This is a genomic window from Pantoea sp. S61, assembly GCF_016625145.1.
In the GTDB taxonomy this organism is placed as follows: Bacteria; Pseudomonadota; Gammaproteobacteria; order Enterobacterales; family Enterobacteriaceae; genus Pantoea; species Pantoea rwandensis_B.
Map to the genome: position 1 here is coordinate 192,319 of NZ_JACVUO010000004.1, position 22,421 is coordinate 214,739.

Consider the following 22,421-nt stretch of genomic DNA (forward strand, 5'->3'; position numbering starts at 1 on the left):
CTGTTTAGGACGATGATTTAGCAGACTGTGATTCCGGTGCTGCTTTGGCATCATCTTTGACTTCTTGTGGTGTCACCTGCGCACCTGGCTTGGCACGCTGAAGACCGACGGTGATCACGCGATCGCCCTCTTTCAGGCCATCCGTTACCAGCCATTTGTCGCCAAATGCCTGATTAGCTGTGATGTTACGGACTTCCACTTTATTATCTGCGCCAACCACCATCGCGGTTGCCTGACCGGTTGGGGTACGGGTTACGCCCTGTTGCGGTACCAGCAATGCGGTTGGATTGGTCCCCTCATCCAGACGCGCACGCACAAACATGCCTGGCAGCAGGCGGTGGTCCGGGTTCGGGAAGATGGCGCGCAGCGTGATCGATCCGGTGGTTTCGTCCACGGTCACATCAGAGAATTCCAATGTGCCTGGCTGCGTGTATGCGTTACCGTTTTGCATCAACAGCGTGACATTGGCTTTGCCGTCATTCTGTTTCAGCTGACCGGATTCCAGTTCTGCGCGCAAACGCAGGAAATCATCACTGGACTGGGTCACATCGACATACATCGGATCGAGCTGTTGCACGGTTGCCAGTGCAGTGGTTTGACCGCTGGAGACCAGAGCGCCTTCAGTGACTGACGATTTACCAATGCGACCGCTGATCGGCGAAGTGACTTTGGTATAAGCCAGATTAATGCGTGCGGTTTCCACGTTGGCTTGCGCCGCCTGAACCGCAGCAGCCGTCTGCGCAGCGGTTGCCGCAGCGGTGTCATAGTCCTGCTGACTGATGTACTTGGTACCCAGCAGCGGCTTATAACGCTTGATGGTTAACTGCGCGACGTGTGCATTGGCTTGCGCCTGTGCTAAATCGCCTTTGGCGCTGTCATAAGCCGCCTGGTAAGTAGCCGGATCGATCTGATACAGGGAAACGCCTGCTTTGATATCCGTACCTTCCTCAAAATTACGCTTCAGAACAATACCTGACACCTGAGGGCGCACTTCTGCCACGCGAAATGCCGAAGTACGACCTGGCAATTCGGTGGTAATTTTCAAAGGCTCGTTTTTTAACGTCACAACACCCACTTCTGGGGGCTGCTGCTGGGCGGCTTGCTGGGATTTATTATCATCACATCCTGTTAACACAAAGCTGCCTGAAAGCATCAGGACGGCCGCCAGAGGCGCTAATCCTCTGTTTTTATTCATAAATAAACCTCTAGTGTCCGATATCAAATGATCAATGGATCACAAACCGATAAACCCATTGCTGCGTTAAAACACGGGTCGTGCTATGGTACATACATTCACAAATGTATGTAAACTTGCCAGTTTGTAAAAAAAGTCCTCTATGGCACGAAAAACCAAAGCGCAAGCACTTGAAACGCGGAACCAAATTCTGGATGCCGCTTTAGCACACTTCTCTGAACACGGTGTGGCTGCCACATCCCTGGCAGATATTGCAACAGCGGCCGGCGTAACGCGCGGTGCTATCTACTGGCATTTCAAAAATAAAGCCGATGTTCTGCATGAAATCTGGCTTCGGTGTGACGCTGGGCTTGACGATGTGGAACTTGAGTATCAGACAAAATACCCGGGTGATCCACTTTCTGTTATTCGTTCAATGTTGATCTATATCCTTGACGCCACTGCAAAGGATCCTCAAAGACGCGCACTAATGGAGATTATCTTCCATAAATGTGAATTCGTTGGCGAAATGTCGACATTACAGGATATGCGTCAAAGTTTACTGCTTGAGTGTTACGACCGAATTGAATTGGTGCTACGTGAGTGTATCGAAGTCGGGCAGTTACCTGCGAGATTGAACACGTTGCAGTCGGCGCGTCTGATGTGCGGTTATATCAACGGCATGATGGAAAACTGGTTGTTTAATCCGCAGGCGTTTGATTTGGCAGCGGAGGCGCCGCAGCTGGTGGATGCCTTTATAGATATGCTGCGGCTCAGTCCGACGATGTCTGGCGCGCGCTAATCGGTGCCTTCTGCTGCCTGTTTCTGCTGATAATCGCGCTGGACAATCGCCAGCGCGGCTAACACGGTTGCGGTCGGCACCTGGTTCTCTTCCAGCAGTTGAATCAAATCCACTGCCAGTTTGATCTCATCGGATGCAGTTTCCAGTGACATGCTCTCTCCTTGTTAAATACGTAATTTTGCAGCCACCAGCAGCATCAAAATTGAGCCCAGCAGTGCCACTCCAAAGCCAGCGGGATGGAACGTCGCTAAATCACCCGTCGTAAAATAGGTGGCGATGTAACCCCCAATTAACGCACCAATCACCGCCAGTACCAGCGTTGGAACAAACCCACCCGGCCGACCGGGAAAAACCATGCGCTTGATGCAGCCAGCCACCACGCCAATCGCTATCCACATAATTAGAGTCATGATTTTCCTCCATCATTCGTAGGGGGGAGTATATACCCTAAATAATTTCAGGTGCAGGCAAGTGGCAAGGGAATGAACCCGCAGGCGCTTACTCAGGTAAGAGATGGGGGAATGAGCGCAGCTAACGCACCGGCCATGTGAAGTATGAAGGAAACTGGGCGGTGATTACCGAGCCGGGCCAGACAATTCCAGTTTGTGCATCGCATGGCGACAGCGTGCCAGCCGCTCATGCAGCACTTCGATATCACGGATTAACTGCTGCTGTACGCTGAGGGTTTCGGCGCGTGCCAGATGTTGCTCACGTTGTTCGATCATCGCCAGCAAGCGCGTTTCATAGCCCTGATACTCTTCGCGCTTCGACTGGCGCGGATCAACGCGAGGACGCTCACGCTGGGTGCGCAGTTGCTGGCTCTGACATTCGCGTTGCAGGGCGGCAATCTGATTCAGCACTTTCTCCGCCAGCCACTGACGGCGCATGACGTCGGTGTCAGCGGCGTTGAGCTGGGTTAAATTCTGTTCAAGCTCAGCGAGATAATCAGCGAGCCGCGTGCCTTTGCAACGGAACAGTTGGGCGTCAAAACGGGGCTGTCGGCAGGCACCATCGCGTTGCTGCGAGATTTGCTGTCGTAATTGATCGACAATGGCGAGCAGGCGTTGATGTGCGGGCGGTTGGGGCATCACTCTGATTCCGACTGTGTTAACGTAGCGCAGTTCCGATTTTATCAGGCATCAGGCATGCAACGAATTTTTCTTCTGTGTCTTGGCTGGCTGGCGATTGTGCTGGGCACGCTGGGCATTGTATTACCTTTATTACCGACCACGCCATTTGTGTTGCTGGCCGCCTGGTGTTTTGCCCGTTCGTCACCGCGTTTTCACCACTGGCTGCTGTGGCGCTCGCCGTTTGGCCGCTACATTCGCCACTGGCAGCAACATCGCGCCATGCCGCCCGGCGCCAAAGGCCGTGCCATGTTGCTGATTGTCATCACCTTTGCCGTCTCTCTCTATCTGGTTAACATGCTATGGGTGCGCATCATGCTGGGCATCATGTTGTGCGCGCTGCTGCTATTTATGTGGCGCATTCCGGTGGTGGCAGAAAAGGATGACAGCGGCGATTAAGCGCGGCAGGGTTGCATTTAGCCGGGTATTTGCATAGATTTGGGCATCTTCGTGCGTGGCTTCCCTTCTAAACGTCTTCGCTTAACCCGGTTTCCGGGTATTGGCGCTGTCGGATGCTGCGCGTATTAGATATTTTTCCAGGCGTAACACTTATGACCGCAACTGCTCAGCAGCTTGAACTCATCAAAAACAGCATCAAAAGCATCCCTGACTACCCTAAGCCGGGCATCCTGTTCCGTGACGTCACCAGCTTAATGGAAGATCCGCAGGCGTATGCCGCGTCGATTGCCATTCTGGTTGAGCGTTATCGTGACAAAGGCATCACCAAAGTGGTGGGTACGGAAGCGCGTGGCTTCCTGTTTGGTGCACCTGTGGCGCTGGGTCTGGGCGTAGGCTTTGTCCCGGTGCGCAAACCCGGCAAGCTGCCGCGTGAAACCTACAGCGAGAGCTATGAGCTGGAGTACGGTTCTGATGCGCTGGAGCTGCACAAAGATGCCATCAAGCCAGGCGATGTGGTGCTGGTGGTGGACGATCTGCTGGCCACCGGCGGAACGCTGGAAGCCACAGTGAAACTGATCCGCCGTGCCGGTGGTGAAGTGAAAGATGCTGCGTTTGTGATCAACCTGTTTGATCTGAGTGGTGAAGCGCGTCTTAAGGCGATCGGCATTGACTGCTACAGCCTCGTGAATTTCCCCGGCCACTAAGGCCTGTGCGCCGCAGGCAATAGCCGTCGCGGCGCATTTCATTACGCATCCCTGCCGCCGTGCCCTTGTATCAAAGCTCGATAAATCGTTCCGCCATTGCAAGTGCGCGATAAAAATTCATCACCTGCAACGTGAAGTATGTCGGGTATAGGCATATCCTGTTGTGGCTGTTAGACTACTGCCCATATACACAGGGTTTGCGAAGCTGCATTTTTCCCCTTTTTTCTTGTGGCGGAACCCGGTTCACTTAGCCGCACCGCTGTGCCAACTCAATAAAATCCAGTGATTGAATCCACATGAGCTATCAGGTACTTGCGCGAAAATGGCGTCCCCAGGCTTTCGCTGACGTAGTCGGTCAGGAACATGTGCTGACCGCGCTGGCCAACGGGTTGTCACTGGGACGAATCCATCATGCTTATCTCTTTTCCGGTACGCGCGGCGTAGGGAAAACCTCGATCGCCCGTTTGCTGGCGAAAGGCCTCAACTGCGAAACCGGCATCACCTCTACGCCTTGTGGTCAGTGTGATAACTGCCGTGAAATTGAGCAGGGACGCTTTGTCGATCTGATCGAGATTGATGCAGCGTCACGGACCAAAGTCGAAGACACGCGCGATTTGCTGGATAACGTGCAATACGCACCGGCGCGCGGTCGCTTCAAGGTTTACCTGATCGATGAAGTGCATATGCTCTCGCGTCACAGCTTCAATGCGCTGTTGAAAACGCTGGAAGAGCCGCCTTCGCACGTCAAATTCCTGCTGGCAACCACCGATCCGCAAAAACTGCCGGTGACTATTCTGTCGCGTTGCCTGCAGTTCCATCTTAAAGCGCTCGATGTCGAGCAAATCCAGCAGCAACTGGTGCATATACTGCAGCAGGAGCAGATTGCTGCCGAGCCGCGTGCGCTGCACCTGCTGGCGCGTGCCGCTGACGGCAGTATGCGTGATGCGCTAAGCCTCACTGACCAGGCGATTGCCATGGGGCAGGGCAGCGTGACGCGTGAAACCGTGGCGCAAATGCTGGGCACGCTGGATGATGAACAGCCGCTGGCGCTGATTGAAGCGCTGGTGGAGGGGCAGGGCGAACAGGTGATGGCGCTGCTGAATCAGGCGGCATCACGCGGTGTCGAGTGGGAAGCGCTGTTGGTCGAAATGCTGCGTTTGCTGCATCGCGTGGCGATGGTGCAACTGTTGCCGGCTTCGCTGGGCGAGGACGATGTGAATCAGGCGCAGCGCCTGCGCGATTTGGCGCGCGTGTTGCCGCCCGCCGATGTACAGCTCTATTACCAAACTTTGTTGATGGGACGTAAAGATCTGCCGCTGGCACCGGATCGTCGCCTCGGCGTCGAGATGACGCTGCTGCGCGCGCTGGCGTTCCATCCACAGGCGACCATCGCTGAGCCGGTTGCCAGGCCCAGTCTGATTCCGCAGGCGGCACCGCAAGCGTCTGCTGCATCTGCAGGTGCTGCTGCGCCGGCCTCTTCCGCTCAGGTTACAGCGTCAGCAACGCCAGTGACTTCAGCCAACGCTGCCGCGACAGCAACACCAGCGGGTTCAGCTCACGCCGCCTCCTCTTCGGCATCTCGCCCCACTTCTGCAGCCCAGCCGCAAATGGCGCCGCCGATGCAGAACGCACCGCCGATGGCCGATGATTACGCCGATATGCAACCGGCGCCCGAACATTTGTCTGACTCCACCAGCCAGCTGTTACAGGCGCGAACGCAGTTACTGCGTCAGGGAGCCGGCAAAGCAAAAAAGAGTGAGCCGGCAGCGCGTCCCGCGCGGCCGGCGAACCCGGCGCTGGAACGTCTTGCCAGTGTCACCGAGCGCGTGCAACAGCGCGCATCGGAACCCGCGGTAAAAGCGCCCGCGAAGCCAGAAGCCTATCGCTGGAAAGCCCAGCAAACGGTCGAGGTAAAAGCGGAGCCCATCGCAACGCCAAAAGCCTTGCGTTCCGCTCTGGAGCATGAGAAAACGCCTGAGCTGGCGCTTCGTCTGGCCGAAGAGGCCCAGCAGCGCGATGCGTGGGCCGCCGAAATAGCCGCACTGACGTTGCCAAAACTGGTGCAGCAGGTGGCGTTGAACGCGTGGAAAGAGGTGGGCGAGAACGCCGTCACGCTGCATTTGCGCAGCAGTCAGCGTCACCTGAATTCAGCGTCGGCAAAACAGGCGCTGACGGACGCGCTCAGTCAGGCAGCCGGACAAACGGTTGAACTGACCATCGTTGAAGACGATAATCCTGCGGTGTTGACGCCACTGGAATGGCGTCAGGCCATTTATGAAGAGAAACTGGTGCAGGCGCGCCAGTCGATTGAAAGCGATACTCACATTCAGACATTGCGTCGATTCTTCGATGCCGATCTGGATGAAGAGAGTATTCGACCCGTTTGAACACCCGCTGTCGCGCGTGAGTGGCGCGCAGCCCCAGCAGAGAGAGAAGACTATGTTTGGTAAAGGCGGATTGGGCAACCTGATGAAACAGGCCCAGCAGATGCAAGACAAAATGGCCAAAGTTCAGGAAGAGATTGCCGCGCTGGAAGTGACCGGTGAATCAGGCGCTGGCCTGGTCAAAGTCACCATCAACGGTGCACATAACTGCCGCCGTGTTGAAGTCGATCCAAGCTTGCTGGAAGACGACAAAGACATGCTGGAAGATTTGATTGCGGCAGCCTTCAACGATGCAGCACGTCGTATCGATGAAACGCAGAAAGAGAAAATGGCTTCTGTGTCTTCAGGTATGCAGCTGCCACCTGGCTTCAAGATGCCGTTCTGATGCAAACCAGTCCACTGCTTGAATCTTTGATGGAGTCGCTGCGCTGCCTGCCGGGCGTGGGCCCGAAATCGGCGCAGCGCATGGCTTTTCAGCTGTTACAGCGCGATCGTAGCGGTGGTATGCGTCTGGCGCAGGCTTTGACCCGCGCGATGTCGGAAATCGGCCACTGTGCCGATTGCCGCACCTTCACCGAGCAGGAAATTTGCACCATCTGCGCCAATCCGCGTCGTCAACAAAACGGCCAGATTTGCGTGGTGGAAAGTCCTGCCGATATCCACGCCATTGAGCAAACCGGCCAGTTTGGCGGCCGCTACTTTGTGCTGATGGGCCATTTGTCACCGCTGGATGGCATCGGCCCGCAGGATATCGGTCTGGATCGGTTAGAGCAGCGCCTGGAGCGTGAAACGCTGACCGAAGTGATCCTCGCCACCAACCCGACGGTGGAAGGTGAAGCCACGGCCAACTACATCGCTGAACTGTGCGGGCAATATGGCGTCGATGCCAGCCGCATCGCGCACGGTGTACCGGTCGGTGGTGAGCTGGAAATGGTCGATGGCACCACGCTGTCGCACTCACTTGCCGGACGCCATAAGATTAAATTCTAATCACTTGCCGATGTCTTCACCGACATCGGCTTGAAATTCCCGCCATCATCCCCATTTCTCTCTCAACCTATGATCAACCCCCATTTAGTTGAGGTAGCAATGACCATGAAAGGACAAGAGACGCGTGGCTTCCAGTCAGAGGTAAAACAACTTCTGCACCTGATGATTCACTCCCTCTATTCAAACAAAGAGATTTTCCTGCGTGAGCTGATCTCCAACGCCTCTGATGCCGCTGACAAACTGCGTTTCCGCGCACTGTCCACGCCGGATCTGTATGAGGGCGATGGCGACCTGCGCGTGCGTATCTCGGTCGATAAGGACAATCTTACGCTGACCTTGAGCGACAACGGTATCGGTATGCGTCGCGACGAGGTGATTGAGAACCTCGGCACTATCGCGAAATCCGGCACCAAATCCTTCCTTGAGTCCATGGGTTCTGACCAGGCAAAAGACAGTCAACTGATCGGTCAGTTCGGTGTGGGCTTCTATTCAGCGTTTATCGTTGCCGATAAAGTCACCGTGCGCACTCGCGCGGCCGGCGCTAAGGCCGACGAAGCGGTGTTCTGGGAATCCGCAGGCGAGGGTGAATACACCCTGGCAGAAATCGAGAAAGCCGATCGCGGTACCGAGATCACGCTGCACTTCCGCGAAGGCGAAGATGATTTCCTCGACGCGTGGCGTGTACGCAACGTCATCAGCAAATACTCCGATCACATTGCGCTGCCGGTTGAGATTGAAACCAAAGACGAAGAGAGCGACACCACCAGCTGGGAGAAGATCAACAAAGCCCAGGCACTGTGGACGCGCAACAAGTCTGAAATCAGCGACGACGAGTACAACGAGTTCTACAAACACATCGCCCATGATTACAGCGATCCGGCGATCTGGAGCCACAACCGTGTGGAAGGTAAGCAGGAGTACACCAGCTTGCTGTATATCCCGCAGCGTGCGCCCTTCGACATGTTCAACCGCGACAGCAAACACGGCCTGAAACTGTATGTGCAGCGCGTGTTCATCATGGACGACGCCGAGCAGTTCATGCCGAACTACCTGCGCTTCGTACGTGGCCTGATAGACTCCAACGATCTGCCACTGAACGTCTCGCGTGAAATCCTGCAGGACAGCCGTGTGACCCAGAGCCTGCGCGCCGCGCTGACCAAGCGTAGCCTGCAGATGCTGGAAAAACTGGCGAAGGATGACGCGGAGAAATATCAGCAGTTCTGGAAAGAGTTTGGTCTGGTCCTGAAAGAAGGCCCGGCGGAAGACAACGCCAATCAGCAGGCGATTGCTAAACTGTTGCGCTTTGCCACCACCCAGAGTGAAGGCGCTGAGCAGACCATTTCGCTGGAAGATTACCTGAGCCGTATGGTGGAAGGGCAGGATAAGATTTACTACATCACTGCTGACAGCTATGCCGCCGCGAAGAGCAGCCCGCATCTGGAACTGTTCCGCAAAAAAGGTATCGAGGTGCTGCTGCTGTCCGATCGTATCGACGAGTGGATGATGAGCTACCTGACCGAGTTCGACGGCAAAACCTTCCAGTCAGTGAGCAAAGCGGATGAGTCGCTGAGTAAGCTGGCGGATGAAGAAACGGAAGAGCAGAAGGAAGCAGAAAAAGCGCTGGAGCCGTTTGTTGAGCGCGTGAAAACGCTGCTGGGCGAGCGTGTGAAAGAGGTGCGTCTGACCCATCGTCTGACCGACACCCCAGCGATTGTCACCACCGATGCGAACGAAATGACCACGCAGATGGCGAAACTGTTTGCTGCTGCGGGCCAGGAAGTACCGGATGTGAAGTACATCTTCGAAATCAACCCGGAGCATACGCTGGTGAAACGCGTGGCGGATACCCACGACGAAGCGCACTTTGCTGAATGGGTTGAGCTGCTGCTGGACCAGGCGCTGCTGGCTGAGCGCGGCACGCTGGACGATCCCAACCAGTTTATCCGTCGTATGAACCAGTTGCTGACGGCATAAGCCATTCAGCGCCCACGCCGGTTGGTATCAATACCGGCGGCAGGGTTGACAGGAGACAAAAAAGGTCGGCATTGAATGCCGACCTTTCTTTTAATGCAGCGCCTGATCGCGCAGCCAATCCCGGAACAACGTAATCTCCGCATCATGCTGACGTGACATTTTCGTCATCATCCAGGTGGCGCGGTCCACACGCACAAATCCCAATGGGGCGATCAGCGTACCGTCGCTCAACTCCTGCCTGACCAGTAAACGCGGAGCCATGATCACGCCCAGGCCGTTTCTCGCCGCCTGAATGCCAAGGGTAAGGTTATCGAAATGCTTACCGACCCAGTAATTTCCGCGCGCACCGCTGGTTTTTGCCCACTCAGCCCAGGCATGCAGCCGCGTGTCGGCATGCAGCAGCGGCAATGACGCTAAATCCTGCTCATTGTGAAAACGCGCGGCATACTGAGGCGCGCACAGCGGGCCGATGTAGTCATCGCTGATCAGCGTGGCATCAATATCCTCATCCGGTGACTGCTCATAGCTGAGAATCAGCACATCGGTGTGTTCACTGCGCAACTGGTCGATCTCCACCAGCGGCTGAAACTGCACTTCAATATCGGGATAGCGTTGATAAAAACTGCTAATACGTGGAATCAGCCATTGCGAGAGAAAACTGGGCGCGCAAGAGACGCTGAGGTGATGACGCATGCCGGTGCGAATGCTTTCGCAGGTGGTGGAGAGTTCGCTAAACGCCTTCTGACAACTCACCAGCAAGCGCTCGCCGTGTGAGGTTAATTTGACGCGTCCATTGGTGCGGACAAATAAGGGCTTTCCCATCCAGCTTTCCAGCTGTCGAATCTGATGGCTAATGGCGCTGTGAGTCACATGAAGACGCTCGGCCGCCACGCTAAAACTGCTGTGCAGTGCTGCCTGATGAAAATAGTGCAGTGCACGTAACGACGGAAGCGCGGTCATACTCATCCCCTGTGTAAAAACCTAACAGGGATTGTCAGTTTATATCATTTTAATGTCCAGCCGCATTGGCCTAACCTTTCCCCCAGATTATGGCGGGTTGACGGATGGCGTTGTCTGTGTTTAACGCGGCTAATGTTCCCCCTCAATCTGCGACACACACAGCATCTTTATAATTAGAGAAATCTTACGCGATGGATCACCAACATGCTTCTGCCAGGGCGGCGGCAGCGCGCGATCGACTTCGCGGCTTGCTATCACGTCACTATCGGCTGGAAAATTACGACCTCTTTTTTGCACCCTCTTTGCATATTTCGCGGGTGCTGCTCTCACAGCTGTTTTTACGTCAGGAACAGGCGCGCAATCAAACGCGTTACGCTTCGCAATATCCGGTCAGTGAACTGAGTGTGTTACCCGCGGTGCCGATGATGGCCGGTAACATTGCACTGGTTGAGCATGTCGACATGCAGCAGGGGCGGGTGCGCCCGCTGGCGGAGTGTCAAAGTCAGGGCGTGACCGACGCCTCGGAATCCTTTGCCACCCTGTTGCATAAACGATTAATCAGCGATGCGCGATTGTTTGTGGCGCGGCTCGATCGTCATGCGGCGTTAAGCAGTGACCTGGTATTAATTGCGTTAAAAACCTGCGATTTCAGCACGCTGGTGCGCAGTGAATTGCGCTTATTTGAGCAGGGACTGGCGTTTGGGACGTCGCTGGAGCAAACCTTAAAAATGATGGAAAACAGCGACTGGCGACCGTTTAATATCGCTAGCGTGGATAATATTACGCTTGATGCCCCGGTTCAGCTGCAATCGATTCAGCAGCACGGCTTACCGTTCGCCCTGTTCCCGCTGCCAGTCAGTTTTACCTTACGCGACGTGCCGCAGGATATGCATCTGCTTTCCGCTCACCATCGTTTACGCTTGCATGCCAACGTGCGCGGTAGCGTGAACAAAAATCAAAACGTCACGCCAATACTGAAAAGACGTCTGAAAGAGGTGTTAAACGTTAGCCGTGATTCTTAAAAACGGGCACTCTACTGGTGTTCTGCGCTAAAGCCAGTCAAAGTAAAGCTTTCACCGGAAGCGCGCCCGTTTCCTTGTGGTGCGCGGGTCATAATGGTATGTTCTTGGCCTTCTCAGATTGATCAATGCGATTCGCAAGGGGAATTACGCAATGCGTATTATTCTGCTCGGGGCACCGGGCGCAGGTAAAGGCACTCAGGCTCAATTCATCATGGAGAAATACGGTATTCCGCAAATCTCCACCGGTGACATGTTGCGTGCGGCAGTTAAAGCAGGCACCGAACTGGGCCAACAGGCGAAAGCCATCATGGATGCCGGTAAACTGGTAACAGACGAACTGGTGATTGCGCTGGTGAAAGAGCGTATCGCGCAGGAAGACTGCAAAAACGGTTTCCTGCTCGATGGCTTCCCGCGCACTATCCCACAAGCTGACGCCATGAAAGACGCGGGCATCAATGTGGACTTCGTGCTGGAGTTTGCCGTACCGGATGAACTGATTGTGGATCGTATTGTTGGCCGTCGCGTGCATGCGCCGTCTGGCCGCGTGTATCACGTCACCTACAATCCGCCAAAAGTGGAAGGTAAAGATGACGTGACCGGCGAAGAGCTGACCACGCGTAAAGACGATCAGGAAGAAACCGTGCGTAAGCGTCTGGTGGAATACCATCAGCTGACTGCACCGCTGATTGCTTACTACAGCAAAGAAGCGGAAGCCGGAAACACCCAGTATCACAAGATCGACGGCACCCGTAAGGTCGCTGAAGTGAGCACGCAACTGGCCGGCATTCTCGGTTAATCCGTCCTACTTCAATGTGCAGGTGCGTTGGCTGCTCTCGTTCACCCGAATCACTGACTTGAGTCAGCGCATCGGGATGATGAACCTCCTCAAGGAGGTTCACCCTGCGGGCCAGCGTAAGCGCTGTTCAAATCGACAAGTCGATTTGTCTCTCGTTTACCGTCTTCCTGCCATTTGAATGCTTTAGGGTTGTGCTATAAAGGGTCGGTTGTCCGGCCCTTTTGCAGCAATTGCTTTCCCCTCCCACGATTTCCGCTACAATTTCCCCCTGATTTTGATCCATTCGTTTTGACATCAAGGAAATACCAATGAGGCAAGAAAAGCCTGGGGTTTTGCTGGTCAACTTAGGCACACCCGATGCGCCTACAACACCTGCCGTTAAGCGCTATCTGAAACAGTTCCTTGGCGACCCGCGCGTGGTGGATACACCGCGTTGGTTATGGTGGCCGATTCTCAATTTCGCCATTTTGCCGTTCCGTTCGCCGCGCGTGTCGAAGCTGTACGCCTCGGTGTGGATGAAAGAAGGCTCTCCGCTGATGGTGTTCAGCAAGCAGCAGCGCGATGCGCTGGCGCAGCGTGTGGATATGCCGGTTGAGCTGGGCATGAGCTACGGCCAACCGAGCCTCGACGGGGCGGTACAGCGTTTGCTGGATCAGGGTGTCACCAAACTGATTGTGCTGCCGCTCTACCCGCAGTTCTCGTGCTCAACGGTCGCCGCCGTGTGGGATGGATTATCCGCCAGCTTCAAACCGTTGCGCTCTTTGCCGGAAGTCGCTTTTATCCGCGATTATGCTGAGCATCCGGCCTATATTGCGGCTCTGAAAGCCTCCGTTGAGCGTTCATTTGCGCAGCATGGCGAACCGGATCTGCTGGTGCTCTCCTATCATGGCATCCCGCAGCGTTTTGCCGACGAAGGTGATGATTATCCGCAGCGCTGCAAAGACACCACCGAGGCGCTGGCTGCCGCGTTGGGCATCGCGCCGCACAAAATCATGATGACCTTCCAGTCACGCTTTGGTCGCGAGCCGTGGTTGACGCCGTACACCGACGAAACCATGCAAGGTTTACCGGCCAAAGGCATCAAGCATGTGCAGGTGATGAGCCCAGGCTTCTCCGCTGACTGTCTGGAAACCCTGGAAGAGATCAGCGAGCAGAACTGTGAGTTCTTCCTGCACGCCGGTGGCGAGAAGTTTGAATACATTCCCGCGCTCAACGCCGATGACGAGCACATCGAGATGATGGTTCAGCTGGTCAACGCACGCCGATAAAGTGCTGGCAGAGAGTGTGATATCATTCTCTGCCAGATTTCCCTTACGGCAGCCACGATGAAATTTCCCGGCAAACGCAAATCCAAACACTATTTTCCCGTTAACGCGCGCGATCCGCTGCTGCAGGCAACCCAGCAGGAGCAGGAAGAGGGCAGTTGGGTGGTGGGTATCGACCAGACGCTGGTGGATATTGAAGCCAAAGTTGATGATGATTTTCTGCAACGCTACGGGCTGAGCGCCGGTCACTCGCTGGTGATCGACGATGCCACCGCAGAGGCCCTGTACAACGAGCTGATGCATGATGCGCTGATCAGCCATCAATTTGCCGGCGGCACCATCGGTAATACCCTGCACAACTACTCCGTGCTGGCCGATGACCGTTCAGTATTGCTCGGCGTGATGTGCAACAACATCCAGATTGGCGGTTATGCCTATCGTTACTTGTGCAACACCTCCAGCCGTATGGATCTCAACTTCCTGCAGGGCGTTGATGGCGCGATTGGCCGCTGTTTCACCCTGATTGGTGAGCAGGGTGAACGCACCTTTGCCATCAGCCCAGGCTTGATGAACCAACTGCAGGCTGACAGCATTCCGGAAGAGGTGATTGCCGGGGCGTCGGCGCTGGTGCTGACTTCCTATCTGGTGCGCTGCCAACCCGGTGAACCGATGCCGGAAGCCACGCTGCGTGCCATCGACTACGCGAAAAAACATAACGTGCCGGTGGTGTTGACGTTAGGCACCAAATACGTGATTCAGGACGATCCGCAGTTCTGGCGTGATTTCCTGCGCGATCATGTGTCAATCGTCGCGATGAACGAAGAAGAGGCCTTTGCGCTGACGGGTGAGCAGGATCCGCTGCTGGCCTCGAATATTGCGCTCGACTGGGTGGATCTGGTGCTGTGCACCGCCGGTCCCACCGGTTTGTACATGGCTGGCTTCACGGAAGAGGCGTTCAAGCGCAAAACCAATCATCCGCTGCTGCCGGGCGCGATAGCCGAATTCAACCAATACGAGTTCAGCCGCGCTATGCGCCATCAGGATTGCCAGCAGCCGCTGCGCATTTTCTCGCACATCGCGCCTTATATGGGCGGCCCTGAGAAGATCATGAACACCAACGGTGCAGGCGATGGTGCTTTAGCCGCGCTGCTGCACGATATCACCGCCAATAATTTCCACCGTCAGAAAGTACCGAACTCCAGCAAACACGCACGCGGTTATCTCACCTATTCGTCGCTGGCGCAGGTGTGCAAGTATGCCAACCGGGTGAGTTATCAGGTGCTGAATCAGCATTCACCGCGTCTGATGCGCGGGCTGCCTGAGCGGGAAGACAGTTTAGAAGAGTCGTACTGGGACAGGTAAAGCGTAAGCCGATGATGCGCATCCGTTTTTGAAAACGATGCGCTAACTGTTTGATACATCGCAATTCCGTAGGGTCGCCATTAATGGCGACCTGGCCCATCACCGCACGTCGTTAAATCGGGCACTCCCGCACAATTGGGTTCTGCGCGATCTCTTCCTGCAGCACGTTCAGCATGCTGTTGGCGATCTCACGCTCGCCCATCACCACGCGATTAGCACCGCGCTCCATGATGTAATTCACTTCATCATCGTAATGGGCGCGGGCAATAATTTCGATATCCGGACGCTTCTCACGCGCGGCAGTGACAATCTCCCCGGCTTCGTAACCGTTTGGAATGGTCAGCAGCAGCCAGCGAGCGCAATCAAGGCGGGCTAATTCCATGGTATCAACGCGCGCCGCATTGCCCAGCACCGCTTTGATCCCTTGTTCACGCAGTGCTTCGACGCGCGGGCGGGAGTTTTCCACCACCACCAGCGGCACATCGGCCTCCATCAGCTGCTGACCCAGCAAGCTGCCGACGCGGCCATAGCCAACGATCACCGCGTGATTGCAGATATCCAGCGGAATCTGTTTCTCTTCTTCAATCGCTTCTTCCAGCGTCTGCTCTTCGATGGTTTCGGTCTTATCGAGGTAGCGCTCAAGCAGAGTAAACAGAATGGGGTTGAGCATGATGGAGAGGATCGCCGCCGCCAGCACCAGATTGCGTCCTTCATCACTTAGCATGCCCAGCGAAATGCCCAAACCGGCAAGGATAAAGGCGAATTCACCAATTTGCGCAAGACTCACCGAAATGGTCATGGCGGTACGGCGTGAGTGGCCGAGCAGCGTCACCAGTAGCCAGGCGGCGATGGATTTCCCCAATACGATGATCGCCAAGGCGCCTAACACCGCCAGCGGCTGCTCAATCAAAATCATTGGGTCAAACAGCATGCCGACCGAGACAAAAAACAGTACGGCGAAGGCATCGCGCAGCGGGAGAGTATCGTGCGCGGCACGGTGGCTGAGTTCGGATTCGTTAAGCACCATACCGGCAAAGAAGGCGCCGAGTGCGAAGGAGACATCGAAGAATTCAACCGCACCGAAAGCGATGCCCAGCGCCAGGGCCAGTACGGATAAGGTGAACAGTTCGCGCGATCCGGTTGCGGCACTTTTTGCCAGAATCCACGGCACGACCCGACGGCCCACCACCATCATCAGCACCATAAAGGCGACGACTTTGCCGATGGTCAGCATCAGATCCCAGAACAGCAGAGAGGGGCTGGCGTTGCCTTCTTCCAGCATGCCGGCAATGGCGGGCAGCAGTACCAGCGTCAGGACCATCACAAGATCTTCAACAATCAGCCAGCCGATGGCAATCTGACCTCGCTGGCTATCAATCAGTTGACGCTCTTCCAGTGCGCGCAGTAACACCACGGTACTGGCGGTGGAAAGACAGAGGCCAAACACCAGACCTGTCATCCACGACCAGCCCATCGCCCACGACAGCCCCATTCCCAGCAGCGTGGCCACCGCGATTTGCGCGATGGCGCCGGGAATGGCGATCGACTTTACCGACATCAAATCCTTCAGCGAGAAGTGCAAACCCACGCCAAACATCAGCAGGATAACGCCGAGCTCAGCTAACTCAGGTGCGAGATTGGTATCAGCGACAAAGCCCGGGGTAAAGGGACCGGCGAGCACGCCAGCAAGCAGATAACCGACCAACGGGGAGATTCGCAGGCGGTTGGCAATCATACCCAGGAGAAAGGCGAGGACCAGGCCCCCGACAATGGTGGTGATCAACGGTGTGGTGTGATGCATGCCTGTCTCCTTGTATGCAAATGTATCCGCTTGTAACAACCTAGTGTAATGCACATTCGCTAACCACGTTTAAACATTTGAGCGGTGAAAAGCGAAAAAATTGAAAAATTAAGAAGAAAACGCAGCTGAAGCGGCATTTTCCTCAGTTATCTCACTCTATCGGCAGGTTTTCCGCAGAATGTAGGGGGGCGAGGAAAAAGCGTTGCCCCCCTAAAGCGGCTTAGGCGTGGCGGTTATCAGGCAGGAAAGCGGTCAATAGGCCGATCAAAGGTAGCCAGGCACAGATTTGATATACCCACTCGATGCTGGTGTGGTCTGCCACTACGCCCAACACGGCGGCACCGAGCCCACCCATACCAAAGGCAAAACCGAAAAATAGCCCGGAAACCATACCAATACGTCCTGGCATCAGTTCCTGCGCATACACCAAAATGGCAGAAAACGCCGAGGCGAGAATCAACCCGATGATCACGCTCAACACGCTGGTCCACATTAAGTTGGCGTGGGGCAGCAGCAAGGTAAAGGGCGCAACGCCAAGAATCGATACCCAAATCACGTATTTACGGCCGATTTTATCGCCAATCGGTCCGCCAATGATGGTGCCCGCAGCCACCGCGCCGAGGAAGGCAAACAGATGGAATTGCGAGGCCTGAACAGAAAGTCCGAATTTCTGGATTAAATAGAAGGTGTAGTAACTGCTCAGGCTGGTGAGATAGAAGTATTTAGAGAAGATCAGCAGCAGCAAAATGCTGATCGCCAACGCCACTTTCTTACGCGGCAGCGGGTTAACCGGCGCAACCGTTGCCTTTGCCTTACTGGCGCGCTGCTGGTGGCTATACCAGCGGCTGACCTGCAGCAGCACGATAATGCCGAGCAGTGCCGCCAGCACGAACCAGGCAAGATGCCCTTTGCCGTAAGGGGCAACGATCATCGCTGCCAGCAGCGGACCTAGCGCGCTACCAAAGTTACCGCCCACCTGGAACAGTGATTGAGCCAAACCATGACGTCCACCGGAGGCCATACGCGCCACGCGCGAAGATTCCGGATGAAACACCGAGGAACCGCTGCCCACCAGCGCGGCAGCGAGCAGCACCTGCGGATAGGTGCTGGAGAACGTCAGCAGCACCAGACCACACAGCGTAAAGCCCATCCCGACCGGCAAAGACCAGGGTTTTGGGTATTTGTCGGTGTAATGACCGATGATCGGTTGCAGCAGCGAAGCGGTAACCTGAAAGGTCAGCGTTATCAGACCTATCTGGACGAAGTTAAGGCTAAAATCTTTTTGCAGCATCGGGTAGATCGCCAGCAGCAGCGATTGCAGCATATCGTTGAGCAGATGCGCGAGGCTGATGGCACCTAAAATGCCAAAAGCGGTCCGTCCCGGTGCGCGTGCCGGGGTTGCGATGTCACTTGCCATAAAAATCCTGAAGAGTGCGGTTATCGTTATCAATTTGTTACTACCCGCATGACTCTATAAGCCTTTTGTCTTGAGTTAAAGTGCCATCTGTGCGACACAGAAGGGTGATAAAGCACATTAAGTCCACGGCAAAGTGGAAAGACGCAGAATAAGGAGATCGGCTTTGTTGTTATTCCCGCGGAGAGGGCGCTGGCTGGCGCTGATCATGCTGTTGCTGCCGATGCTGGCGCAGGCATGGCAGACGGATCGCAGTTATCGATTCAGTATTCTGCACACCAACGATCATCATGGTCGCTACTGGACCAATGCGCAGGGCGAATACGGTCTGGCGGCGCAGAAAACGCTGATGGATAAACAGCGTTATGATGTGCAGGCCAAAGGCGGCGGTGCCTTGATCCTTTCCGCCGGAGACGTGAATACCGGCGTGCCGGAATCGGATCTGCTCAATGCCGAACCCGATATTCGCGGCATGAACCTCATCGGCTACGATGCTATGGCGCTCGGCAATCACGAATTCGATAAGCCTCTCAGCGTGCTGCAACAGCAACAGAAGTGGGCCAAATTTCCCTTCCTCTCTGCCAATATCTATCAAAAGGGTACCGACCAGCGTCTGTTTAAGCCGTGGGCGATCTTTAATCGCATGGGGCTGAAGATCGCAGTGATCGGTCTGACCACCACCGATACCCTGAAAATTTCCAACCCAGAAAATATCGCTAATATCGACATCCGCGATCCGGTGAAAGAGACGGAAAAAGCGGTGGCGGAACTGCGTGCCAGCGAGAAACCTGATGTGATCGTGGCGCTGACGCACATGGGCCATTACGACGATGGGCAGCACGGCAGCAACGCGCCGGGTGATGTGGAACTGGCGCGCAGCCTGCCGCCGGGCACTATCAATGTGATCATCGGCGGCCACTCGCAGGATGCGGTGTGCATGGAAAAAGATAACGTCAGCGTGAAAGATTATCAGCCCGGCCAGCCTTGCCAGCCCGATCGCCAAAATGGCGTGTGGATCATGCAGGCGAAAGAGTGGGGCAAATATGTCGGGCGCGGCGATTTCACCTTCCGCAATGGCGAATTGACGCTGGACAGCTATCAGCTGATCCCGGTTAATCTCAAGCATGAAGTGAAAAATCTGGATGGCAGCGTCTCCTGGCTCACCTGGCAGGAAGAGATCCCACCTAACAGCGCGATGATGAAGCTACTGACGCCGTATCAACTGCGCGCGGCAAAGAAACTCGACGTCACGGTTGGCAGCAGTGATGGCGTGTTCGTCGGCGAACGCGACAAAGTGCGTTTTGAACAAACCAACCTTGGGCAGCTGATTCTGCGCGCGCAAATGGCAGCGACTAAAGCGGATTTCGCGGTGATCAGTGGCGGTGGCATTCGCACTTCGCTGGCCGCAGGCAAGCTGAGTTGGCGCGATTTGTTGCAGGTGCAGCCGTTTGGTAATCAGGTGGTGTCAGTCACGCTGACCGGAGACGAATTGCTGAAGTATCTTGCCACGGTTGCCAATATCAAAACCAACGCCGGTGGTTTCGCGCAGTTCAGCAATATCAGTCTGGTGGCGGATGGCAAAGCGGTGAGTGAGGTGAAGATCAATGGCGAGCCGCTGCAAAAGGACAAAACCTATCGCATGGCGACCAACAGCTTTAATGCCAGCGGGGGCGATGGTTATCCCAACATCGAGGCACATGCGGGCTTTAGCAATACCGGCCAGCGTGATGTGGATGTGCTGCGTGCTTATGTCACCGCACACTCACCGCTGAAAATCGCCGACTATGCGCCAACCGGTATCGTGCATTTAACGGAAGCACAGGTGCAGGAGCGCGACAAAGCGCAGGAAAAGCCCAGGAAGCGAAGCTACCCACAAGCCATTCTGGCGTGGATTTGGCCGCGCGCACAGCACAATTGAAAACGGCGCCCGATTGGGCGCCGTTGTTTTATGCCTGGCAGGATTTTTGCGTCAGCCAGCGCTGACGCAATTTATCCCACATCCAGTTATAGGCCATGGTATAGGGCAGGAAGAACAGGAAGAACGCCACTTCCAGCATAAAGGCTTCCAGCAGCGTGATCTTCAGCATCCAGGCGGCAATCGGCAAACCGATAACGATAAAGCCCCCTTCAAAGCCCAGCGCGTGGATGGCACGCAGACCGAGGCCGCGTGTTTTCTGCGGCGGCCAGATGCGATCAAAACCGGTGTTATAGATCATGTTCCACAGCATGGCGACCGTTGACAACATAATCGCCAGCGCGCCCATCTGAAACAGCGGCTTTTCCATAATCCAGGCAGCCAGCGGAGCCACAGTGAGAATCGCCAGCACTTCAAATCCTGCAGCATGATAAAAACGTTCTTTCAGCGAACGGGTACGCATATAAACCTCCTTTTGGGTAACGCGACGCATTTTCTCACCGCGAAATGCTAAGATAAAATGATTACCTATCGATAAAAGCGATGGTTCACCATGAAATACTCCCCGGAATCCCTTGAGGCCTTTGTGCAGACTGTCGCCAGCGGCTCGTTTTCTGCGGCGGCGCGTGCGCTGGCCAAAAGCCAGTCCACCATCAGCAGCGCCGTGGCTAATCTGGAAGACGATCTCGGTTTCACCCTGTTCGATCGCAGCGGTCGCCAGCCGGTACTCACCGAGCAAGGACAGCGCGCCCTGGCGCAGGTGCAGCAGATTCTGGCGGCCAGCCAGCGGTTGGATGAGCTGGCGGTGCGGCTGTCACAGGGCGTGGAACCGCGACTCAGTCTGGCGATTTCCGATTTCTGGCAGGCCGATCACCATGAAAATCTGCTCAACCGCTTTGAAGCACGTTATCCGGATATTGAATTTGAATGCATGATTGCTGAGGACGCGGACGCGCTGGACCTGCTGCAGGCCGGTCGCGTGCATCTCGGCGTGGTGCGTGCGCAGCCGCAGCTGCCGCCGGATTTAGCGGTGGCGCGTTTACAGGTAGGTGCGGAAATGGCGATCTATCTGCACAAGGATCATGTGCTGGCGCAGTCAAAACAGGTGAGTGAAGCACAACTCGGTGAATTGCGTCATTTACGGCTTAATACCTGGGTGCAAAACCGTGAACCCTTGCCTGCCGGGCGCGTTTGGTCGGCGCCTTCTTATTTATTGCTGCTGGAAATGGCGGAGCAGGGCTTTGGCTGGAGTGTATTACCGCGCTGGCTGGTGGAACAATTTGGTCATCAGGTGTTGAAAGAGTTGCCGGTGCCAGGCTGGCCACAGCGCATCGCGGTGGATGTGATCTGGTCGCGACGCAATCCACCGGGTCCTGCCGGGCGCTGGATGATTGATCAGCTCTGCGCCCAGCAGCCGGATTAATCACGGTGTGCCACGTTGGCCAGTGTGGCATCCAGCAGCCGGGTTAATCGAGGCGTGCCAAGCCGGCCACTGCGCATCCAGCAGCTGAATTAATCGCGGCGTGCCACGTCTGCCAGTGTGGCATCCAGCAACCGGATTAATCGCGGCGCGCCACGTCGGCCAGAGCGGCATCCAGCAGCTGAATTAATCGCGGCGCGCCAAGTCGGCCAGAGTGGCATCCAACAGCTGAATTAATCGCGACGCGCCACGTCGGCCAGTGTGGCATCCAGCAGTCGTGCCAGGTCCTGCGCCGCCAGTTCTATATCCAGCCCGCGCTTGCCACCGGAGACAAAGATGGTGGCAAATTCTGCGGCCTGCTGATCGATCACCGTTGGCAGGCGTTTTTTCTGCCCTAAGGGGCTGATACCACCCACCAGATAGCCGGTGACGCGCTGTGCCAGTTGTGGATCGGCCATATCCGCTTTTTTCGCGCCCAGCGCCTTTGCCACTTTTTTCAAATCGAGCTGCGAGGAGACCGGTGTCACGGCTACCGCCAGCGCTTTGGCATCGCCGTTGAGCGCCACTAGCAGGGTTTTGAACACCTGACGTGCATCGAGATTGAGCTTCCGCACCGCTTCATCACCAAAATTGGTTTCGTGGCTGTCATGCTCATAAGGATGAAGGGTAAAGGCGACCTTTTGTTTTTCCAGCAGTTTTACGGCGGGTGTCATGTTCTGTCCTTGCTACGAAAATTCTTATTTCAGTTTTGGTGAATAATACTGGCGAAATTCTGAACTTTGCGCGAAAATTGGCCCGCGCCAGCAATGCTGGTGATAACCAAAATCATAAACAAATTCCTCTTTGACGGGCCGATAGAGATATTGGCCTTCTTTTTTGCCTGCAATTCACTGCTCACTGCTCACTGCTCAC

General features: G+C 55.5%; 22 protein-coding genes and 1 other annotated feature. Of the genes, 13 read left to right on the top strand and 9 right to left on the bottom strand.

Annotated elements, in window-relative coordinates:
• Positions 1 to 4 precede the first annotated feature (4 nt).
• Positions 5 to 1,195 carry an efflux RND transporter periplasmic adaptor subunit gene (locus tag IAE30_RS11115; RefSeq protein WP_200679631.1) on the bottom strand — a complete coding sequence of 397 codons (1,191 nt, stop codon included), beginning with the start codon at positions 1,193 to 1,195 and terminating at the stop codon, positions 5 to 7.
• A 142-nt stretch (positions 1,196 to 1,337) separates the two neighbouring features.
• On the opposite strand from IAE30_RS11115, the gene acrR reads away from it, so the two are divergent.
• On the top strand, positions 1,338 to 1,976 hold the full coding sequence (gene acrR, locus IAE30_RS11120; RefSeq protein WP_038648514.1) for a multidrug efflux transporter transcriptional repressor AcrR: 639 nt from the start codon (positions 1,338 to 1,340) through the stop codon (positions 1,974 to 1,976).
• Here the strand turns inward: acrR and rsmS are convergent.
• The 3 genes from rsmS to priC form a co-directional block, all read right to left on the bottom strand.
• Positions 1,973 to 2,128, bottom strand: a complete 156-nt coding sequence (rsmS, locus tag IAE30_RS11125; RefSeq protein ID WP_071845628.1) for a pleiotropic regulatory protein RsmS — start codon at positions 2,126 to 2,128, stop codon at positions 1,973 to 1,975. The genes acrR and rsmS overlap by 4 nt on opposite strands.
• Before the next feature lie 12 nt (positions 2,129 to 2,140).
• On the bottom strand, positions 2,141 to 2,386 hold the full coding sequence (locus IAE30_RS11130; protein WP_038648512.1) for a GlsB/YeaQ/YmgE family stress response membrane protein: 246 nt from the start codon (positions 2,384 to 2,386) through the stop codon (positions 2,141 to 2,143).
• 165 nt (positions 2,387 to 2,551) lie between these two features.
• A complete protein-coding gene (gene priC, locus IAE30_RS11135) occupies positions 2,552 to 3,064 on the bottom strand; it encodes a primosomal replication protein PriC (protein WP_200679633.1) in 513 nt (170 codons plus the stop codon).
• Between the two features lie 57 nt (positions 3,065 to 3,121).
• Between priC and IAE30_RS11140 the strand changes: the two genes are divergently transcribed.
• The 6 genes from IAE30_RS11140 (at position 3,122) to htpG (ending at position 9,554) form a co-directional block, all read left to right on the top strand.
• Complete coding sequence (locus IAE30_RS11140; protein WP_038648508.1) at positions 3,122 to 3,502, top strand: DUF454 family protein; 381 nt, start codon at positions 3,122 to 3,124, stop codon at positions 3,500 to 3,502.
• A gap of 152 nt (positions 3,503 to 3,654) precedes the next feature.
• Complete coding sequence (apt, locus tag IAE30_RS11145) at positions 3,655 to 4,206, top strand: adenine phosphoribosyltransferase (protein ID WP_038648506.1); 552 nt, start codon at positions 3,655 to 3,657, stop codon at positions 4,204 to 4,206.
• Between the two features lie 296 nt (positions 4,207 to 4,502).
• Positions 4,503 to 6,593: a DNA polymerase III subunit gamma/tau gene (gene dnaX, locus IAE30_RS11150; protein ID WP_200679635.1), complete on the top strand. Its 2,091-nt coding sequence runs from the start codon at positions 4,503 to 4,505 to the stop codon at positions 6,591 to 6,593.
• Positions 5,935 to 5,996, top strand: a sequence feature (DnaX frameshifting element). Its footprint overlaps the gene before it by 62 nt.
• 52 nt (positions 6,594 to 6,645) lie before the next feature.
• Positions 6,646 to 6,975 carry a YbaB/EbfC family nucleoid-associated protein gene (locus tag IAE30_RS11155; protein ID WP_031377860.1) on the top strand — a complete coding sequence of 110 codons (330 nt, stop codon included), beginning with the start codon at positions 6,646 to 6,648 and terminating at the stop codon, positions 6,973 to 6,975.
• Entirely contained in the window at positions 6,975 to 7,580 is a 606-nt protein-coding gene (gene recR / locus IAE30_RS11160; RefSeq protein ID WP_007886897.1) for a recombination mediator RecR, read from the top strand. Before IAE30_RS11155 ends, recR begins: the two co-directional genes overlap by 1 nt.
• Before the next feature lie 99 nt (positions 7,581 to 7,679).
• Complete coding sequence (gene htpG, locus IAE30_RS11165; protein ID WP_200679637.1) at positions 7,680 to 9,554, top strand: molecular chaperone HtpG; 1,875 nt, start codon at positions 7,680 to 7,682, stop codon at positions 9,552 to 9,554.
• A 90-nt stretch (positions 9,555 to 9,644) separates the two neighbouring features.
• Here htpG and IAE30_RS11170 read toward each other — a convergent pair whose 3' ends face one another.
• Entirely contained in the window at positions 9,645 to 10,514 is an 870-nt protein-coding gene (locus IAE30_RS11170; protein ID WP_038648497.1) for a LysR substrate-binding domain-containing protein, read from the bottom strand.
• Between the two features lie 191 nt (positions 10,515 to 10,705).
• Here IAE30_RS11170 and IAE30_RS11175 point away from each other — a divergent pair, with 191 nt between their 5' ends.
• The 4 genes from IAE30_RS11175 (at position 10,706) to IAE30_RS11190 (ending at position 14,959) form a co-directional block, all read left to right on the top strand.
• Complete coding sequence (locus IAE30_RS11175; RefSeq protein WP_200538736.1) at positions 10,706 to 11,536, top strand: DUF6024 family protein; 831 nt, start codon at positions 10,706 to 10,708, stop codon at positions 11,534 to 11,536.
• Positions 11,537 to 11,687: 151 nt separating this feature from the next.
• Positions 11,688 to 12,332: an adenylate kinase gene (gene adk / locus IAE30_RS11180; RefSeq protein ID WP_034828185.1), complete on the top strand. Its 645-nt coding sequence runs from the start codon at positions 11,688 to 11,690 to the stop codon at positions 12,330 to 12,332.
• Between the two features lie 308 nt (positions 12,333 to 12,640).
• Entirely contained in the window at positions 12,641 to 13,600 is a 960-nt protein-coding gene (gene hemH / locus IAE30_RS11185; protein WP_034828187.1) for a ferrochelatase, read from the top strand.
• Between the two features lie 57 nt (positions 13,601 to 13,657).
• Positions 13,658 to 14,959: an inosine/guanosine kinase gene (locus tag IAE30_RS11190; RefSeq protein WP_038648490.1), complete on the top strand. Its 1,302-nt coding sequence runs from the start codon at positions 13,658 to 13,660 to the stop codon at positions 14,957 to 14,959.
• A gap of 112 nt (positions 14,960 to 15,071) precedes the next feature.
• Here IAE30_RS11190 and ybaL read toward each other — a convergent pair whose 3' ends face one another.
• Together ybaL and IAE30_RS11200 are read right to left on the bottom strand one after the other, a co-directional pair.
• Positions 15,072 to 16,760 (bottom strand): YbaL family putative K(+) efflux transporter, encoded by a 1,689-nt coding sequence (gene ybaL, locus IAE30_RS11195; protein ID WP_038648489.1) that lies wholly within the window; start codon positions 16,758 to 16,760, stop codon positions 15,072 to 15,074.
• Between the two features lie 220 nt (positions 16,761 to 16,980).
• Positions 16,981 to 18,177 carry an MFS transporter gene (locus IAE30_RS11200; RefSeq protein WP_034828194.1) on the bottom strand — a complete coding sequence of 399 codons (1,197 nt, stop codon included), beginning with the start codon at positions 18,175 to 18,177 and terminating at the stop codon, positions 16,981 to 16,983.
• 163 nt (positions 18,178 to 18,340) lie between these two features.
• Here IAE30_RS11200 and ushA point away from each other — a divergent pair, with 163 nt between their 5' ends.
• On the top strand, positions 18,341 to 20,092 hold the full coding sequence (gene ushA / locus IAE30_RS11205) for a bifunctional UDP-sugar hydrolase/5'-nucleotidase UshA (RefSeq protein ID WP_200679639.1): 1,752 nt from the start codon (positions 18,341 to 18,343) through the stop codon (positions 20,090 to 20,092).
• 28 nt (positions 20,093 to 20,120) lie between these two features.
• On the opposite strand, the gene IAE30_RS11210 is transcribed toward ushA, so the two are convergent.
• The gene (locus tag IAE30_RS11210; protein WP_045816346.1) at positions 20,121 to 20,552 is read right to left on the bottom strand and encodes a multidrug/biocide efflux PACE transporter; all 432 of its coding nucleotides are present in this window, start codon (positions 20,550 to 20,552) and stop codon (positions 20,121 to 20,123) included.
• A gap of 90 nt (positions 20,553 to 20,642) precedes the next feature.
• Here IAE30_RS11210 and IAE30_RS11215 point away from each other — a divergent pair, with 90 nt between their 5' ends.
• Positions 20,643 to 21,512: a LysR family transcriptional regulator gene (locus tag IAE30_RS11215; RefSeq protein ID WP_200679641.1), complete on the top strand. Its 870-nt coding sequence runs from the start codon at positions 20,643 to 20,645 to the stop codon at positions 21,510 to 21,512.
• 230 nt (positions 21,513 to 21,742) lie between these two features.
• On the opposite strand, the gene ybaK is transcribed toward IAE30_RS11215, so the two are convergent.
• A complete protein-coding gene (gene ybaK / locus IAE30_RS11220) occupies positions 21,743 to 22,222 on the bottom strand; it encodes a Cys-tRNA(Pro)/Cys-tRNA(Cys) deacylase YbaK (protein WP_045816347.1) in 480 nt (159 codons plus the stop codon).
• Positions 22,223 to 22,421 lie beyond the last annotated feature (199 nt).

Excerpts from the sequence above, each read along its gene's own strand:
- IAE30_RS11215 (WP_200679641.1), top strand. The coding sequence starts at position 20,643 with ATGAAATACTCCCCGGAATCCCTTGAGGCCTTTGTGCAGACTGTCGCC.
- IAE30_RS11170 (WP_038648497.1), bottom strand. The coding sequence starts at position 10,514 with ATGACCGCGCTTCCGTCGTTACGTGCACTGCACTATTTTCATCAGGCA.
- rsmS (WP_071845628.1), bottom strand. The coding sequence starts at position 2,128 with ATGTCACTGGAAACTGCATCCGATGAGATCAAACTGGCAGTGGATTTG.
- IAE30_RS11210 (WP_045816346.1), bottom strand. The coding sequence starts at position 20,552 with ATGCGTACCCGTTCGCTGAAAGAACGTTTTTATCATGCTGCAGGATTT.
- IAE30_RS11130 (WP_038648512.1), bottom strand. The coding sequence starts at position 2,386 with ATGACTCTAATTATGTGGATAGCGATTGGCGTGGTGGCTGGCTGCATC.
- IAE30_RS11175 (WP_200538736.1), top strand. The coding sequence starts at position 10,706 with ATGGATCACCAACATGCTTCTGCCAGGGCGGCGGCAGCGCGCGATCGA.
- ybaL (WP_038648489.1), bottom strand. The coding sequence starts at position 16,760 with ATGCATCACACCACACCGTTGATCACCACCATTGTCGGGGGCCTGGTC.
- apt (WP_038648506.1), top strand. The coding sequence starts at position 3,655 with ATGACCGCAACTGCTCAGCAGCTTGAACTCATCAAAAACAGCATCAAA.
- htpG (WP_200679637.1), top strand. The coding sequence starts at position 7,680 with ATGACCATGAAAGGACAAGAGACGCGTGGCTTCCAGTCAGAGGTAAAA.
- recR (WP_007886897.1), top strand. The coding sequence starts at position 6,975 with ATGCAAACCAGTCCACTGCTTGAATCTTTGATGGAGTCGCTGCGCTGC.
- dnaX (WP_200679635.1), top strand. The coding sequence starts at position 4,503 with ATGAGCTATCAGGTACTTGCGCGAAAATGGCGTCCCCAGGCTTTCGCT.
- priC (WP_200679633.1), bottom strand. The coding sequence starts at position 3,064 with ATGCCCCAACCGCCCGCACATCAACGCCTGCTCGCCATTGTCGATCAA.
- IAE30_RS11190 (WP_038648490.1), top strand. The coding sequence starts at position 13,658 with ATGAAATTTCCCGGCAAACGCAAATCCAAACACTATTTTCCCGTTAAC.
- IAE30_RS11140 (WP_038648508.1), top strand. The coding sequence starts at position 3,122 with ATGCAACGAATTTTTCTTCTGTGTCTTGGCTGGCTGGCGATTGTGCTG.
- IAE30_RS11200 (WP_034828194.1), bottom strand. The coding sequence starts at position 18,177 with ATGGCAAGTGACATCGCAACCCCGGCACGCGCACCGGGACGGACCGCT.
- ybaK (WP_045816347.1), bottom strand. The coding sequence starts at position 22,222 with ATGACACCCGCCGTAAAACTGCTGGAAAAACAAAAGGTCGCCTTTACC.
- IAE30_RS11155 (WP_031377860.1), top strand. The coding sequence starts at position 6,646 with ATGTTTGGTAAAGGCGGATTGGGCAACCTGATGAAACAGGCCCAGCAG.
- IAE30_RS11115 (WP_200679631.1), bottom strand. The coding sequence starts at position 1,195 with ATGAATAAAAACAGAGGATTAGCGCCTCTGGCGGCCGTCCTGATGCTT.
- adk (WP_034828185.1), top strand. The coding sequence starts at position 11,688 with ATGCGTATTATTCTGCTCGGGGCACCGGGCGCAGGTAAAGGCACTCAG.
- hemH (WP_034828187.1), top strand. The coding sequence starts at position 12,641 with ATGAGGCAAGAAAAGCCTGGGGTTTTGCTGGTCAACTTAGGCACACCC.
- acrR (WP_038648514.1), top strand. The coding sequence starts at position 1,338 with ATGGCACGAAAAACCAAAGCGCAAGCACTTGAAACGCGGAACCAAATT.